Annotated in this window: 13 protein-coding genes; 7 read left to right on the top strand and 6 right to left on the bottom strand. The window is 63.2% G+C overall.

Translation table 11 applies throughout. The features are described 5' to 3' along the window. Nucleotides 1-117: 117 nt before the first annotated feature. Nucleotides 118-2,979, top strand: coding sequence for a glycosyltransferase (locus tag HMPREF0326_RS08655; protein WP_232224925.1), 2,862 nt, complete (start codon nt 118-120; stop codon nt 2,977-2,979). Between the two features lie 470 nt (nt 2,980-3,449). On the opposite strand, the gene greA is transcribed toward HMPREF0326_RS08655, so the two are convergent. After that, a complete protein-coding gene (gene greA, locus HMPREF0326_RS08660) occupies nt 3,450-3,938 on the bottom strand; it encodes a transcription elongation factor GreA (protein ID WP_008684532.1) in 489 nt (162 codons plus the stop codon). A gap of 325 nt (nt 3,939-4,263) precedes the next feature. Here greA and HMPREF0326_RS08665 point away from each other — a divergent pair, with 325 nt between their 5' ends. Further along, nucleotides 4,264-5,811, top strand: coding sequence for a lysylphosphatidylglycerol synthase domain-containing protein (locus HMPREF0326_RS08665; RefSeq protein WP_008684531.1), 1,548 nt, complete (start codon nt 4,264-4,266; stop codon nt 5,809-5,811). Nucleotides 5,812-5,880: 69 nt separating this feature from the next. Here the strand turns inward: HMPREF0326_RS08665 and HMPREF0326_RS08670 are convergent, their stop codons facing one another. From HMPREF0326_RS08670 to pyrR, 5 genes are all read right to left on the bottom strand, one after another. Continuing rightward, entirely contained in the window at nt 5,881-6,816 is a 936-nt protein-coding gene (locus HMPREF0326_RS08670; protein WP_009301390.1) for an NAD(P)H-hydrate dehydratase, read from the bottom strand. Then, complete coding sequence (locus HMPREF0326_RS08675) at nt 6,807-7,412, bottom strand: DUF3343 domain-containing protein (protein WP_008684527.1); 606 nt, start codon at nt 7,410-7,412, stop codon at nt 6,807-6,809. Before HMPREF0326_RS08675 ends, HMPREF0326_RS08670 begins: the two co-directional genes overlap by 10 nt. A 134-nt stretch (nt 7,413-7,546) precedes the next feature. Continuing rightward, nucleotides 7,547-7,765: a sulfurtransferase TusA family protein gene (locus tag HMPREF0326_RS08680; RefSeq protein ID WP_008684524.1), complete on the bottom strand. Its 219-nt coding sequence runs from the start codon at nt 7,763-7,765 to the stop codon at nt 7,547-7,549. After that, on the bottom strand, nt 7,765-8,859 hold the full coding sequence (gene yedE, locus HMPREF0326_RS08685; RefSeq protein ID WP_008684522.1) for a YedE family putative selenium transporter: 1,095 nt from the start codon (nt 8,857-8,859) through the stop codon (nt 7,765-7,767). The genes HMPREF0326_RS08680 and yedE overlap by 1 nt, the downstream gene beginning before the upstream one ends. Before the next feature lie 284 nt (nt 8,860-9,143). Continuing rightward, a complete protein-coding gene (pyrR, locus tag HMPREF0326_RS08690) occupies nt 9,144-9,677 on the bottom strand; it encodes a bifunctional pyr operon transcriptional regulator/uracil phosphoribosyltransferase PyrR (RefSeq protein WP_008684520.1) in 534 nt (177 codons plus the stop codon). A 133-nt stretch (nt 9,678-9,810) separates the two neighbouring features. Here pyrR and HMPREF0326_RS08695 point away from each other — a divergent pair, with 133 nt between their 5' ends. The 5 genes from HMPREF0326_RS08695 to HMPREF0326_RS08715 all read left to right on the top strand — a co-directional run bounded on the left by HMPREF0326_RS08695 (nt 9,811) and on the right by HMPREF0326_RS08715 (nt 15,887). Then, nucleotides 9,811-10,134 (top strand): IscA/HesB family protein, encoded by a 324-nt coding sequence (locus HMPREF0326_RS08695; protein ID WP_083823196.1) that lies wholly within the window; start codon nt 9,811-9,813, stop codon nt 10,132-10,134. Nucleotides 10,135-10,246: 112 nt separating this feature from the next. Then, nucleotides 10,247-10,567, top strand: a complete 321-nt coding sequence (locus tag HMPREF0326_RS08700) for an IscA/HesB family protein (RefSeq protein ID WP_008684518.1) — start codon at nt 10,247-10,249, stop codon at nt 10,565-10,567. A 375-nt stretch (nt 10,568-10,942) separates the two neighbouring features. Continuing rightward, entirely contained in the window at nt 10,943-14,383 is a 3,441-nt protein-coding gene (gene mfd, locus HMPREF0326_RS08705) for a transcription-repair coupling factor (RefSeq protein WP_008684516.1), read from the top strand. Between the two features lie 26 nt (nt 14,384-14,409). Continuing rightward, nucleotides 14,410-14,769: an MmcQ/YjbR family DNA-binding protein gene (locus HMPREF0326_RS08710; protein WP_020990450.1), complete on the top strand. Its 360-nt coding sequence runs from the start codon at nt 14,410-14,412 to the stop codon at nt 14,767-14,769. Nucleotides 14,770-14,786: 17 nt separating this feature from the next. Next, on the top strand, nt 14,787-15,887 hold the full coding sequence (locus HMPREF0326_RS08715; protein ID WP_232224926.1) for a SurA N-terminal domain-containing protein: 1,101 nt from the start codon (nt 14,787-14,789) through the stop codon (nt 15,885-15,887). Nucleotides 15,888-15,982: the final 95 nt, after the last annotated feature.

The raw sequence follows: 15,982 nt of genomic DNA on the forward strand, positions 1-15,982 counted from the left end.
GCAGACCTTGCCGGGCTCTGCCAAGCCCCAAGAGCGAGGGGGCGCGGCGCCCTCCTTGCCGGGCCGCGCGTTGCATTGCGTCCGCCCCTGCCGTACCATGCCCGCATGAGCGCCGTTTTGCCCACACAGCCGTCCGGTTCGGCCACCCTGACGGTAATCCTGATCTGCCGGGGAGAGGAGCCGCCCGTTGCCTGTCTGGAGGGTCTGGTTCAGGCCGGGGCCGGAGAAACGGCGGTGTTCTGCTGTTGCCCGGCGGGCTTGGAAAGTCCGGTGCGGGCCATGGGAAAAAGCTTGTTGCGCCGGGGAGCCCTGACCGGCTTTGATTGCCTGTCGCCGACGCCGGGAGAAGACTGGCGCATGGCCGTCAACGCGGCTGCGGGCGCGGCAGGCAGTCCTTTTTTGTTTTTTCTTTCCTCGGATGTGCTCCTGGAACCCGGCTCTCTGGCTCCCCTGCTGGAGAGGCTGGCGGCGGATTCCGGCCTGGCCGGGCTCAATCCCCTGCTGCTTGCGCCGGAGGGCGGCCCGGAGAATAACGGCCCGCGCCGGGTTCGCCATCTGGGCAGCGTGGCCGACAGCCAGGGGCGGTTGCACTATTTATATGAAGGCCTGCCGGCCGCCCATCCTCTGGCCGCGCGGCGGCGCGTTTTTCAACTGGCCCATGACGCTGCTCTGCTTGTGCGGCGAGAGGATTTTCTGGCTGTGGGCGGGTTCAGGCCGGCCTTGGAAGGTCTGGCCGGTCCGGATCTCTGCCTGCGCCTGCGGGACGCGCGCGGCGGCTTTTCCACGGAACCCGCGTCCAGGGCCGTACTGCGCGACGCTTTCGACTCCTGGAAAACCTGTGGTTTGTGGAACAGCCTGCTGCAACGCGGTCGCCTGGAGCCGGGCCTGCTGCAACCGGACTACCATTGCCAGGTTCAGGCTGACGGCCTGGAATACGGCCTTACGCCCTGGCTGGCGGAAGGTCCTCGCGGTCTGCCCCTGGAAGCGGCGGAAGGTTCCTCTGACGCGGCCTGGCTGCGTTGGCGGCATGCGCCGGAACCCGCCGCGCTCCTGCATCTGCTGCGCCTTCTGCCGCCGGAGAAACGCGCCCCGGCTGTGTGCCTCTGCCGTGAACTGCCGTCCAGCCTGCCGCGCGTTTTTGCCTGGTATACAGCCCTGGCGGCCCGGCTGGAGGCCTTCGGCGAGCGTGAAAATCTGTCACGGTTCAGGGATGAGGCCCGCGCCTGGCGGACCCGGGCCCGGCGTTTTCATCACGGCCTGCTCAGACCGGGCCTGCGGGCCCTGGCCGGGGCGGGGCTTTACGCCTGTTCTCTGGATAACGCGCCTTCCGTGTATGACGCCTGGCTGGAACTGCGCGAGAATGCGTCCCCGGCTGAAGGCCCAGGCGTACAAGATTTGCGCGTGGAACGCGCCTGGCCGGAAATCGCCGTGCTCATGCCGGTCTGGAATCCCGAACCCGCGTTTCTGCGCGCGGCCCTGGATTCCGTACTGGCCCAGAGCTACGGTCACTGGCAGCTCTGCCTGGCCGACGACGCCTCCACCAGACCGGAAGTGCCGGAACTGCTGCGTTCCTATGCCGCGCGGGACAAACGCATCAGGCTGGTCCTCCGGGAACGGAACGGGCATATCTCGCGGGCGAGCAACAGCGCCCTGGCTTTGGCGGGCACGCCGTGGGCGGCCTTTCTGGACCACGACGATCTGCTGGCACCGGACGCCCTGCTGGAAGTGGCCCGCCACACGGCGGAACGTCCCGGCCTGCGCTTTCTGTACAGCGATGAGGACAAGATCGACGTCCACGGCGTGCGGCGCACGCCGGTGTTCAAGGCGGCATTTGACTTTGACCTGCATCGCACCGGCCATCTCTCGACCTATGCCGTCGAGACACTGCGCGAGGTCGGCGGCCTGCGCCCCGGCTTTGAAGGCTCGCAGGATTTTGATCTGAGCCTGCGCGTGACCGAAAGACTCAGGCCGGAGGAAATCGCCCACATCCCGCGCATTCTTTACCACTGGCGGATTCATGCGGGCAGCACCACTGCCGGAGTGGGTGCCAAGCCCTACGTGCTGGAAGCCACACGCCGGGCTCTGGCCGAAAGCGCGCAACGACGGGGCCTTGCCGCCACTGTTATGCCCGCGGGCAAAAACAATTTTTTCAAGCTGGCCTTGGCCGTGCCGCCGGAACTGCATTGCAGCGTGATTCTGCTGGCCGACGCGCCGGGGCCTCTGACGCCGGGCCTGGCGAAATCCCTGCACGGGCTGGCCCGGCAGTTGCGCCTGGAAACGCTCTGGCAGCCGCTGCATCCGTCGGCGCAGCCCGCGAAACAAACCGGTGTCGGGCTGCGTCAGGACATGCGCGTCCTGCCGTTCGCCGGGCCGCACTGGGCCATAGCCTGCCGGGCGGCCGCCCAGGCCGCCACGGGAGAGGTATTGCTTTTTCTGCACGCCGGTCTGACGCCGGTGGGGGATTGCCGCCCCGAACAGCTGGCGGCACTGGCGCTGCGGCCCGATCTGGCCCTGGTGGGCGGCTGTGTCTGGAAAGGCGGGCGGCTTCGGCACGCGGGGCTCTATCCCGATGTGACGGGCCTGCCGTTTCCCTTGCAACGTGGAGCCGCGCCCGAGCTGCTGCCCTCGCTCTGCTGGGGACAGTTGCTGTTGACGCGGCGGGCATTGGCGTCTTCCTGGTGCTGCATGGCCGTCCGGCGAAAGGATTTTCTGGAGAGCGGCGGCTTTGACCCCGCGTCAGGAGCGCTGGCCGGGGCGGACTACGGCCTGCGCCGGGAAGGGCAGGGCCTGTTTACCCTGATCTCGCCCTGGGGCCAGTGGGTGTTGGAGAATGGGGCAGGGGGAGTCGGAGAGGAAACACTGACGCCTCAGGCACAAGAATGCTTTCTCCGCCGCTGGGGCGACATTGTGCGCGGCCACGGGCTGAGGAATCCGCAGTTGCGCGCCGCGCCCGACTACGGCTGGACCTTGGAAAGTTGACGCTGCCCTCACTCTGCGGCGGGAACGCGGTCCATCCTTGCTCTCTTTATCCGTAGCACTGCTGTCCTTATCTGTACGGCTCCTGCGTCGCCTACAGCTAAAGCAACGCTCGCCTTGCTCGCGAACGGCTAAAGGCTCCTTGCTTTCGGGCGCGGGCGTCTGCTTACGCAGCCGCCAGGGCAATTTCAAAGTGAAATTGTCCTGGATATGGACGGGGCATAAGTCCCGGCGGGCTTTCAGAGCGTTTTGCGCCTGAAATTATCGCTTAACGGCGAAGTAAATTAGCCTTGCGATAATTTCGCGGTGCGGATTTTCATGGAAAATCCGCACAGAGCGTTGAGATATTTTCAATATCAAAACGCTCTAAAAAGCGCTCATGGACCAAGGCTGCGGCATATGGCATGCCGGTCCTGGTCCATGAGCGCTTTTTGTTTGTGGAACGGATCCGTTCTTCGAGAGCCGTCAGCTGTTCAGCCCAGCACCTTGCTGCCGTTAAAGGCGATGCTCACCACTTCATAGGTGACGCGGCCGCGCGGGATTTCCACCGTAACCTCGTCGCCTTCTTCCTTGCCCAGCAAAGCCTGGCCCACAGGCGAGAGAAAAGAGATGGACCCCTTGCTTGGATCGGCCTCGTCCGGGCCGAGGATGGTAAAGTTACGGCTTTCGCCGCTGTCCACATCCTCCACTTCCACGGTGGAGCCGAAGATGACTTTGTCGCCGCTGAGTTTGTCCAGGTCAACGACCTGATAGAGCGCCAGACGCGATTCAATATATTTGATGCGCGCCTCGGCCATGCCCTGGCGCTCGCGCGCGGCGTCGTAGCCCGCGTTTTCGCGCAGGTCGCCTTCTTCCCTGGCTTCTTTGATGGCCTGGATGATGGCCGGGCGCTCGCTCTTCAGGCGGGCCAGCTCTTCTTCCAGTTTTTTATAGCCTTGCACGGAAATGGGAATACTTGTCATGTCCAACCTCACAGCGCACAAAAAAAGCCTCCGCTGCCGGGCAGCGGAGCACCTGTGCGATTTTTTTGCTGAAAAAAACTTTTGGAGTGCGGCAGACGCAGCAAAAACCCTCACCGGCTAAAACCGATTGAGGGACATCAGCGTGACTGCGGACTCACCATAACCGTTGCCCGCGTTGTGGTCAAGCTCCGGAAGATTTTTTCACAACAATGAAGGATGATGGGCCGGTGTGGCCTTCCGGGCTTGCGCGCCGGGGGCGCGGCGTATATGCTGAAAAGGATGTAAGAACCGCGCTCCGGCGCGTTATCGTAGCTCACGGGATGCCATGAAAAAATACCTGCGTTACCTGGGGCCCATTCTGATCACCGCTATTTTTCTGTTGGCGGTCTATCTTCTGTACAATAAGCTCAAAGCCTACAGCATCGCCCAGATCCGAGAGAGCATCCTGCAGATTTCCTATGGCCGTATCGGCCTCTCTCTGGTTCTCATGGTCATCAATTATATGATCCTGGTGGGCTATGACTGGCTGGCGCTCAAAGCCATCCATAAGCAACTGCCCCTGCCGCGCGTGGCCCTGGTTTCCTTTGTGGGCCAGGCCGTCAGCTATAATTTCGGCGCGCTGCTGGGCGGCACCAGCGTGCGCTACCGTTTCTATTCGGCCTGGGGTTTTTCCCTGACGGACATCGTGCGTCTGGTGCTCATGCTGGCCGTGACCTTCTGGGTGGGCGCGCTGGGCCTGTGCGGGATCATCTTCATGATCGCCCCGCCGGTGATTCCCGACGAGTTGTTGAGGCACATGCCCATCGCGGATGTGCGCATTCTGGGCGTGATTCTGTTTATGGTCGCCTGTTCTTACCTGGTGCTCTGTTTCACGGTGCGCAAGCCGGTACATATTTTCGGTAAGGAGTTCGTCTTTCCCGCGCCGCACATCGCCGTGGCCCAGTTCATTGTGGCCGGGGTGGACATCGTTGCCGCCGCGGCCTGCATGTACGTGCTGCTGCCCGGCGACATGGGCGTCAGCTTCCTTGATTTTCTGCCCAGCTATCTCATGGCCCAGGTGGCCGTGGTGCTGACCCACATCCCCGGCGGCGTGGGCGTGTTCGAACTGGTCATCCTGCATCTCACCCACACGTCCCACGAGCAGATGGTCTTTGCCGCCGTGCTGCTCTTCCGGCTCATCTACTATATTATACCGCTCCTGGCCGCGGCGGTGCTGCTGGCCGTATACGAGGCCCGCCAGCGCCGCCACATGCTGCGCGAGGCCGGGCGCTGGCTTTCGGTGCTCTCGCACTCCATCGCGGCCTATACGGCTTTTGTGGGTGGTCTGATTCTGCTGGTGTCGTCCACCTTGCCCACTCTGCCGCACAGCGTGGCCCTGCTCACCACGTATCTGCCCAAAAGTGCGCTGGCCGTGGGGCACTTCATCTGTGCTTTTTCCGGCGCTGCTCTGCTTTTTCTCTCCTATGGACTGGAGCGGCGGCAGGCCCGCGCCTTCAAGCTGGTTGTGACGTTTCTGATTCTGGGCATTGCGGGTGCGCTGCTCAAGGGCTTTTCCTGGGAAGTGGCCCTGATGGTCAGCGTGGTGCTGCTGGCCGTCTGTCTGGCGCGGCGGCGTTTTTACCGCTCGTCCTTTTTTTGGGAAGAGCCCATTCCCCTCTACTGGCTGGTCGGGGCTCTGGGCGCGCTGGGACTGATCTTCTTTCTGGGCTGGGCCATCTACCACCCGGCCTGGGACCGGGCGGCGAGCTGGGGCTTTGAACGGCCCTTCAACGCCTCGCGGACCTTGCGGGCCTTTCTGGGCATTATCGTGGCTCTGCTGGCTTCCTGGGTCTGGCGGGTGACGCTGCGGCGCAGACAGCGTCGCAAGAAGTAGGCGTTTCAGAGGCGGCTTACTGGGATTTGACCTTGGAGCAAATCCCGTTCCGGGCCGCAATGGGCCGGGCTACTCTGCGTTCAGCGGCGCGAAAACGGCCTCGCGTTCGGCTTGCAACACCTCGGGCAGGCGGGCGATCAGCTCCCCGACCTGGGTGGCCGGGGTGGGCGCGCAGTGCCGGGCCAGCAGACGCGCGGCCCGCGCGGCGGAAAGCGCCGCCCGGCAGAGGGGCAGGCCCCCGGCCAGAAAAGCCGTGACCAGGCCCGTAACCAGATCGCCCGTACCGCCGATGCATTCCATGGCCGCTACCGACGGGTCCGTTACCGTAGCCCGGATTTCCCCATTACAGACGATATAATCGGCCTGCCCTTTGATAATAAGGTTCGACGGGCAATTGCCGTGTTGCCGCGCGCGTGCCAGCAGACCGGGGATATCCTCCTCTTCGGCCAGCAGAAAGCCCCGCGTATAGAAAGGGTGGGGCGCTTTTTCGTCTGCAAGGAAGGCCAGTTCTCCCGGATCCGGCGTGAAAAGGTCGTAGGCGTCGGCATAGCCGCTCATCTTGGCCACGTACATGAAACCCGCGTCGGCCGCCAGCAGTGGTTTGTGTTCAAGGGCCTGGAGGGCCATGAGCACGCGATTGTGCCAATCCAGATCCGGGAAGAGATAGTGGAAGGTCAGACCCGCCAGCCCGCCCGCCAGACAGTCTGTCCGGCTGCCCGGCGCGGCGGCCAGTTCCGGCAGATGTTCCTCCAGCCAGGCGTAGGCTGCCCGGCTGCCCGTGCCCGAGCCGGTATCCCCGGCCAAAAGCAGGCCCGGCGCGGGAAAACCGCAGGATGCACAGGCCAGCAGCGCCGTGGCGGCCAGAGCCGCTGTGCCGCGCCGCACGGGCACGCGGCGTCCGTCGGGCAGAAGCAGCGCGTCGCCGTCCACCCGGCTTTGTGCTGTAACGGCGTCCGGGGTCAGGGCGAAATCCGCATCAGGAACAGTGCCCACGATCAGCCACATGCGCGTTGCCTCCATAATTCCTCAAAAGCCTTTTGCAAACTGTAGCAGCAGAGCGTCTGTCCCAGGCGCAGGGGTTCCGGCGCTTCGGAAAGCCGCAAGCAGCACAGGTTTTGAGCCAGCCAGGGCACGTCCGGGCAGCCGCCGCCGGAAATATTGACGATGCGTTCGTCCGCCGTGTCAATGGTGATTTTCATATTGGCCGCGCGCACCATGAGCCAACGGCCCAGGCGCTTGGTCTGGAACAGGGATACGGGCTCCAGCAGCACGTCATGGGCGCTGACGACCTGCTCGGGCTCAATGTCGGCCAGTTTGAGGCGCTTCAGCACCGCCGCCTGGCTGAGCAGAGGAAAAACCACCACCATGTCGCAGCCGGTACGCAATCGGGGCGGCGGTCCCTTGACTTCCACCGTGAAACCGGCCTCACGCAGCGCACGCTCGGCCCTGATCACCTCGCCGGTGTGGGCGAAGACCAGCAGGCCCCGGTCGTTGAGGCCATGCCCGGCATTACCGTCACCTTCGCCGGACTTCCCGGAGCGCCAGGCGCGCCGCAGGCCGCCGCACAGCCGGGCGAACCATGAATTTCGTGTCTGCGTCATAGTTTCCTTCGGGCTGGATTCGCTTGGGGAATGTTCCGGCGGGGGAGGGTGCGGATTGCACGCCTCCCCCTGCCGGGTCCAGAGCAATTCACGTTTGATGTAACATTTCAGATGCAAAATGCTGCAAAAGAAGCTCAGGCTTTGCCGACGTTCAGCCGGGTCACGCCCTGGTCCTCATCCAGGGTTTCCACGCTGAAGCCATGATTGCGGGCCGCGCGGCTCACGTTCTCGCGGCTGGCGTCGTTGTCTACCAACACGCTGAACGGGCCGTCGGCGTTTTCCTTGACGGCGGTCAGAAAAAGCAGAACCGGCTGCGGGCAGGAAAGCCCGCGCGTATCAATAAGAGTGGACATCAGGCACCTCGCTTGCAGTTATAAAAGCCGATGAACAGGCAGATGGCCAGGCCGCTGAGCGTGGCGGCGGCCCCGTGCGGGCCGATGCCCGCGCCGCTGGAGGCCATGCCGAAATTGTGGGCCATGGCCGTGCCCACGATCAGGCCCACGGCGAACACGGCGGCATCGTTGTCCCCTTCACCGGCCATGAAGAGCTGGCGTCCGGGGCACCCTCCGGCCAGGGCGAAAGCCAGCCCGGCGGTGACCATGCCCAGGAAGTTCCAGAGGTCGTCGGGTTGGGCGATGGGCTGGTTTTCAAAGCCCCAGTGAAAGGAGCCCAGGCTCAGGTTGAGCACCAGGGCTGCGACCAGCATGGCCAGGAAGCCCAAGGCCAGATGCCATTGGTTGAACAGCATCACATCGCGCAGCGCGCCCATGGTGCAGAAACGGCTGCGCTGGGCCAGAAAGCCCACAAGCAAACCCGCGCCCAAGGAAAGCAGGAAGGGCGCATGCTGGGAGCCGGGTCCCTTGATGGAGTAGAAAAGTACGCCGCTTTGCGGCTGGCCGGGAATTTGAGGGTCCATGAGATAGAGGACAACTAGGCTGAGCATGATGCAGGGCAGGACCAGGCCGGAAATTTTGTCCTGGTTCTGGCTGCGGCCCAGGGAAAAGCCCTTGCGGAAGAAGAGCACGCCGATGCCCACGCCCACGATGAGCCCGGCCAGGCCGAAAAGAGCATGGGCGTCGCCGCCCGCCAGGCGCAGGATCACGCGCCAGGGGCAGCCCAGAAAGACCAGAGCGCCGATGCCCGCGATGGCACCCAGCAGAAAACGGAGGATGGGCGAGGAGCCGCCGCGCGGTTTGTATTCGCCGAAAGCCAGCGCGGCCGTGAAGGCCCCCAGAACCATGCCCAGGATTTCCGGACGCAGATACTGGACAACGGCGGCCCGATGCAGGCCCACCGCCCCCGCGATGTCGCGGTTGAAGCAGACCACGCAGATACCCATATTGCCCGGATTGCCCGAATGCTGGAGCAGAATCGCCAGCGCGCCGAAAATCAGGCCCGTGACCGCAATGCCCGTGGTGGTGGAAAGAATGTTGAATCCCGATTTCATGAAACCCCCCCAGGTTATGGGCGCACACGCGCCCGTTGCGAATGCCGGTCAGCCATACTGACCGGCTACGCGGACGGGGATTTCGGAAAATCAGGCCTGCCGGGTGAGGAGAAAACGCAATTTCCCGCGCCGCCGTCCGCATACGCTCCACGCCGTGAAGCACAGTGTTTTGCGTCAGGTCTGGTGCAGGAACATGGCCGTTTCCTCACAGGCTTGCGCGCCGGGGCGCGTGGGAACAGCGGACGCCGTTCCGTAAGAAGTGCAAAAGAAGCGTCAAAACGGGGTTAACTGTCGCCGAGACGGACCGCGTCCTCGCCGTCGCGTTCTTCCAGCAGCACGTCCACATGCTCGTGGCGGCTGGTGTTGACCACCCGGCCCACATAGTCGGCGTGGATGGGCAATTCGCGGTGGCCCCGGTCAATGAGCACGAGCAGTTCCACGGCCCTGGGGCGGCCGTAGTCCAGCAGGGCCTCCAGGGCCGCGCGGACGGTGCGTCCGCTGAAGAGCACGTCGTCCACCAGCAGGATCACGCGTTCGTCCACGCTGCCGGGAATATTGGACTGGCCGATGTGCGGCTTGCCCTCAAGGCTGGTCCAGTCGTCGCGGTACAGATTGATGTCCAGCGTGCCCAACGGCACCTGGGCGCCGAGCCGGGCTTCGATCAGGGCGCCCAGGCGGCGGGCCAGGTCCGCGCCGCGTCGCTGGATGCCCACCAGCATCACGTTTTCGCAACGGGCGTGCCGTTCCAGCACCTGGGAGGCCAGGCGGTCCAGAATGCGCGCCATCTCGTTTTTTTCCAGCAGCAGTGTCGAACTCATGTCTCCTCCGGGCGGCGTCAGCGCCGCGTGGGCAAAGATAGACGTTTTCGCCGCCCAAGAAAAGCCCCTCCGCCAATTGACAAGCCGCGCGCTTGTCCTTAGATATTTTGAGATTACAACTATGGAGGACATAATGCTCGAATTGACGGATACCGCCCGCAAAGAGCTCGAAGCGTACTTTGCGGATAAGAAAAAGGAAAACATCCGGATCTACTCAGTCAGCGGCTGAGGCGGGCCGCGGCTCGCGTTGGCTCTGGATGAGTCAAATGATCAGGATCAGACTGAGGAACAAGGCGGTTTTACCTTCTGCATCAACAAAGACCTGCTGGCCCAGGTGCAGGGGGTCAAAATTGACCTGACCTATATGGGCTTTGCGGTGGAACCCACGGTGCCCCTGGCCGCCGCTGACGGCGGCAGCGCCTGCGGTTCCTGCTCCAGCGGCTGCGGCAGCCATTAATTTCAGGCCGCACCTCCTGTGGAGTTCCGTCAAAGCGCCTTGGTCTCCAGGCATCCGTTTTTCGCCCATCATCGCGAAAACATTTTGACGGCACGCCCCACATGGAGGAAGCATGCTCGAATTGACCGACAGCGCCCGTAAAGAGCTTGAAAGCTATTTTGCGGACAAGGAAAAAAGCGATATCAGGATTTATCTGGCCCCCGGCGGCTGCTGCGGCCCCCAGCTCATGCTGGCCCTGGACGCCGCCACAGACGAGGATCAGAGCGAAGAACAGGCCGGCTTTACCTTTTGCCTCAACAAGGAACTGCTGGCCCGGATACAAGGCGTCAAAATTGATGTGGGCCAGACGGGCTTCACTGTGGAACCCACGGTGCCGCTGCCGGAAACCGGCGGCGGGTGCGGCGGCTGCTCTGGCGGCTGCGGTTCGCATTAGGCTTCGGCCCGATGATTTCAAATGGAGGGCGGCTGCAAGGCCGCCCTCATTCTTGGGGAAGCCCTGATTAATGGTCTTTTTGTCCTCTGCCCGCGTCCGGCTCACTCCGTAGCCGCAGGCGAACTTGCGAGCCTATGGATAAAGACGGCATCTGGTTACGCAAAACGCTGGCAAGGAAATAGCTGTCACTATCCGTAGCGATGCTGTCTTGGTTCGTAGCAGAACTGCCCCTGTCTGTACGCCGCCTTGCGGCTGCAGCTAAGGCAACACGGCTTTGCCGTGAACGGCTCAAGCAAGCCGATGACGCGGTAACGGCCGATGCCCTTGGCAGAGAACAAAAATCTTCATTACTCAGCGCTTTCCTTGGCGTGACCCATGCAAAATTTCAGCGCACTGCTTGCAAGCCGGGACGGACAACTTTATCTGGAGCGCAGCGGCATGGCCACCCGTTGCCGTCTGGCCTGCGAGGCTCTGGCCCAGGGGCGCGGCACGGTGCTGCTCGCCCGCAACCGTGAGGAATTCCACGCGGCCCGCGCCCTGCTGACGCTTTTTCTACCTCAGCTTTCCCTGGGCGATATCCCTATCGGGCGGGCCGTATGGGAAAGTCCCTGCCTGAGCCTGCCCGCCATGAGCCAGTGGCGGGACAGGGACAGTTGGGCCGCCCGCATGGCCGCGCTGTACGCGCTGGCCCAGGGCGGGCCGCGCTGCGTGGTCGTCGGCGTGGAAAGCGTACTGCTGCGCTATATGCCCCTGCATTTTTTTGATTCGCGCAGTCTGGGCCTCTCGCGCGGCGGCGAATACTCGCCGGAACTCATCCTGGATCAGGCTGTGGAATGGGGCTATGAGCGCGTTTCCCTGGTGACGCGCCCCGGCGACATGGCCCGGCGCGGCGATATTCTGGACATCTTCCCTCCCGGTTACGCCAAGCCCGTCCGGCTGGAATTTTTCGGCGACGCCATTGAGGAAATGCGCCTCTTTGACGCCGAAAGCCAGCGTTCCCTGCGGCCTCTCGACGAATTAACCCTCTTGCCTGTGAGCCCGCTGGCTCTGGATAAGAACGGCCTGGCGGCGGCCCGCAAGCGCTGCGATCAACTGTTCAGCGAAGGCCGGATCAACGAAAACGAGTGTTATTCCTTCAAGAAAACCCTGGACGGGGGCGGCGCGGGCATCCTGCCCGGCGTGTTGTGCGATTCGCCCAGCCTGCTGGAAGAATGGCTGCCCGCCGACAGCCTTTGGCTGCTCCCCGGCGAAGCGGACAGCGCTGAAGCTCTGCGCGACGGGCGGCTGGCGCTCAAGGAGGCTTTGGAGGCTGAGGACGCGCCCTTGCAGCAACCGGCGGCCCTGGCCCTGCGCAAGCATTCGCAGCCCGCGCCCTGGCGGAATTTCCAGTGCGCCTTCGCCGAACCCCTGGTCATGGGCGTGGAAGAGCGGGGGGCGGACTTTCAGGAGCGCGCTCTGCACGGCTTCAGTGACCTTTTCCCTCTGCCCGCCGCTCAGGACCGTCCCTGGCAGCATCTGTCCGCCGGGCTCAAGGAATGGCAGAGCCAACGCCGCCAGGTTATTCTGAGCTTTTCCTCCGAGCGGGGGCGCAACAAATTTCTGAAACTGGCCGAGCAGGACGGCATCATTCCGGCGTTGCGCTACGCACCGGAAGGGCGCGGCCTGTTCGCCCTGGTTTCTCCCTTCCGTTCCGGCGTGGAGCTGGTCTGGGACAACAGTCTGGTTCTGGGCGAGGACATCATCTATCCCCGCGCGGAAAAAACACCGCGCGCCGCGTCCCGGGCCTTCAAGGGCCTGGACACTTTCGACGACCTCAAGAAAGGCGACCTGCTGGTCCATCGCGATTACGGCATCGGCCGTTTTGCGGGTCTGCACCACCTGGACCTCAACAGCGCGGCCAACGATTTCCTGCTCATTGAATATTCCGGGCGGGATAAGCTCTATGTGCCCGCCGACCGTCTGGGCCTGATCCAGCGCTTCAAGGGGACCGAGGGCGTGGAACCGGCCCTGGACCGTCTGGGCGGCCCGGCCTGGGCCGCGGGCAAGGAAAAGGCCCGCAAGGCCATTGAAAAAATCGCGGCCGATCTGGTGGAAATGTATGCCTACCGCAAGGTTGCCAAGGGCTTCCGCTACGATCCTCCGGGCGAGCTGTACCACGAGTTCGAGGCCACCTTCGGTTTTGAGGAAACGCCGGACCAGGCCAAGGCCATCCAAGATGTGCTGGACGACATGGACAGAGGCGAGCCCATGGATCGCCTGATCTGCGGCGACGTGGGCTTCGGCAAGACCGAAGTGGCCCTGCGCGCGGCCTTCCGCGCCGCCGCCGAGGGGCGGCAGGTGGCTTTGCTCTGTCCCACCACGGTGCTGGCGGAGCAGCATTACCAGACCTTTCGGGCGCGTCTGGCCGGTTTCCCTGTCAATGTGGGGCTGTTGAGTCGTTTTGTGACAAAGCTCCGGCAGAAGGAAGTGCTCAAGGCCGCGGCCGCCGGGCAGATCGACATTCTCATCGGCACCCATCGCATTCTTTCCAGCGACGTGAAACTGCCCAATCTGGCCCTGCTGGTGCTGGACGAAGAGCAGCGCTTCGGCGTGCGCCACAAGGAAAAGCTCAAAGCCCTGAAAAAAAATGTGGACGTGCTGACCCTTACGGCCACGCCCATTCCGCGCACCTTGCAGCTTTCCATGTCCGGCATCCGCGAGCTGTCCATCATCGAAACCGCGCCGCAAGACCGCAAGCCGGTAGCCACGGCGGTGCTGCGCCGCGACGACGCGGTTCTGAGCAAGGTCATTGAGCGCGAAATCGAGCGCGAAGGGCAGGTTTTCTGGGTTTACAACCGGGTTCAGGGCTTGGAGCGCGTGGTGGAATACGTGCGCAAACTCGCTCCTCAGGCCAGGGTGGGCATGGCTCACGGCCAGATGTCCGAAACCGAACTGGAAACCACCATGCACAAATTCTGGCATGGCGAGCTGGACGTGCTGGTCTGTACCTCCATTGTGGAGTCCGGCCTGGATTTTCCGCGCGCCAACACCCTGGTGGTGGATCAGGCCCAGATGTTCGGCCTGGGCCAGCTCTATCAGTTGCGGGGCCGCGTGGGCCGCAGCGACCGGCAGGCCTATGCCTTCTTTGTGGTGCCCGATGCCGAGCGCCTGACGGCCGTGGCCGAGGAACGCCTGCGCATCATCATGGACATGGACTATCTGGGCGCGGGTTTTCAGGTGGCCATGGAGGATCTGCGCCTGCGCGGGGCGGGCAACATCCTGGGCGAGGTGCAGTCCGGGCATATGAGCCGGGTGGGACTGGAGCTCTATCTGGAAATGCTGGAAGAAGCCGTGGGCCGTCTCAAGGGTACGCCCTCTGCCCTGGCCGTGGAAACCGAACTGACTCTGGGCTTGCCTGCCCATATTCCCGCGTCGTACATTGATGACGGCCGAGAGCGTCTGCGCTGCTACAAGGCCCTGACCTCGGCCTTGGGCGGCGCGGCCAGGGAAGAGGCCGCGCTTTCCATGCGCGACCGTTTCGGTCCTTTCCCGGAGGAATTGACCAACTTTCTGGCCGTGCTGGACTTCAAGCAGTTCCTTACGGAGCTGCAGGTGCAGCGGGCCGACGTGCATCGCGACCATCTGCGTATGTTCTGGCCCGAAGGTCAGACCGCCGTGCAACCGGAGCGCATTGTGGAACTGGCGGCCAAAATGCCGGGCGCGCGCCTGCATCCCCCGGCGGGCCTGACCTTGCCGCTGGCCGCTGACTTGCCTTTCAGCGAAGGTCTGCAAAAAGTACGCGTGGCCTTGGAGGAAATCCGCTCGGCGGCTTCCTGAGGTGGTCGCGTGAAGGGGTGTATGGTATGGCAAGTCGTGAAGAAATACTGGCCTATGTCAAAAGGAAGTTTCAGACGGAACCGGACTACCCCTGGCGTCAGTATCCGGAATATGCCGTGCTGCGTCATGCGGAAAGCGGCAAGTGGTACGGCGTGATCATGACTCTGCCCAGGACGACGCTGAGCCTGGCGGGCAAGGGTAACGTCGAGGTCGTCAATCTGAAGTGTGATCACGTTCTGGATGTGCTTTTAAACAGTGAGCCGGGCGCTGCATTGCCCGCATATCATATGAATAAGAAACACTGGCTTACCATTGTGCTGGACGGTAAATTTCCTGAAGACGAGTTGTACGGGCTTATTGATGAAAGCCATGGGTTGACCCGGTGAGGGGCGCCTTGCGGCCTGTGCGGTTCATCCCGCTGCTTTTCTGCTGCCTCCTGCTCGCGGCCTGTCTGGAGAGCCGCCTGCCCGAGGGCGTGGTGGCCACGGTCAACGGCGAACCTGTCCATTTGCGTTCCGTGCAGTCTTTGCTGGACAGCCGTTCCGCCGCGCTGGGCACTTTGCAGAGTTCTTCCCTGGAAAATATGAAACTCCGGTACGGCGAAGCCCTGGGCACGCTGATCATCCATGCTCTGGTGCGCCAGGAACTGGAACACCGCCAGATTCCCGTGGGCGACGCGGCTTTGGATCTGGCTGTGGCCCAGGTGCGCGGAGACTATGAGCCCGGCGACCTTTCCAGGTTTCTGGCCGACGAATCCCTGGACGAAGCGGACTGGCAGGCCCTGATGCGCGATCATCTGGCCATGCTGACGTTTGAAAAGCGGGTGCTGCTGTCCGGCATCCGTGTGGGTCTGGATGAAGTGCGCGCCTATTACCGGGAGCATCAGGCGGATTTTCAGCTGCCTGAAACGCTTGACCTCTGTCTGATTTCCGGAGAAGAGCGCGCTGCTCTGGATGTCTTTTGCGCGGCCTTCCCGGCGGGTAGAAAAACGCCGCGTTCCGATCTGCTGGTACAATGCCTGGAAGTCCGTGGCGATGAAGTGCCGCCGCCCTGGAACAAAGATACGTCGGTTCTCAAACCGGGAGCCTGCGCCCCGGCCCGCCGCCAGAACGGAAGCTGGCAGACCGTGGCGCTGGTGGAACGGCAGAAAGCCCACAGCCTGGACATGGCCGACGCCTATCCGCTGATAGAGCACATTCTGCTGGAGCAGAAAAAGAACGCGGCCTTTGAGCAATGGCTGGAAGGCAGTCTGTCCAGGGCTGTAATCAAGGTTTCGCCCCTGCTCAAGGAAGAGCTGCTGACCCCGGCTTCGGGCCGGCAGGTCCAGCCGAATGAGAATGATGACGAGGAGGTCCGGACCGATGCCGTTGACGCGGCTCCGGGTCCTGATGCCGCGTCCGGCGGGCAGGCGGGGCGGGAAGAAAAAAGTGCTCGAAAGTCGGAGCGGGATGCGGCGCGCAATCCGCGACAGGACGACGACGCGACCGGTACCGGGCGGCGCTGATTTCCGTCCGGACTGCCGGGCGTTGCATCTCAGGCCGTTTTACGGTAGGCAGATGCCCATAACAGCGATTTTGCAAATCTCTATACAAAGCCCGC

Source organism: Desulfovibrio sp. 3_1_syn3 (assembly GCF_000145315.2).
Taxonomy (GTDB): Bacteria; Desulfobacterota; Desulfovibrionia; order Desulfovibrionales; family Desulfovibrionaceae; genus Desulfovibrio; species Desulfovibrio fairfieldensis.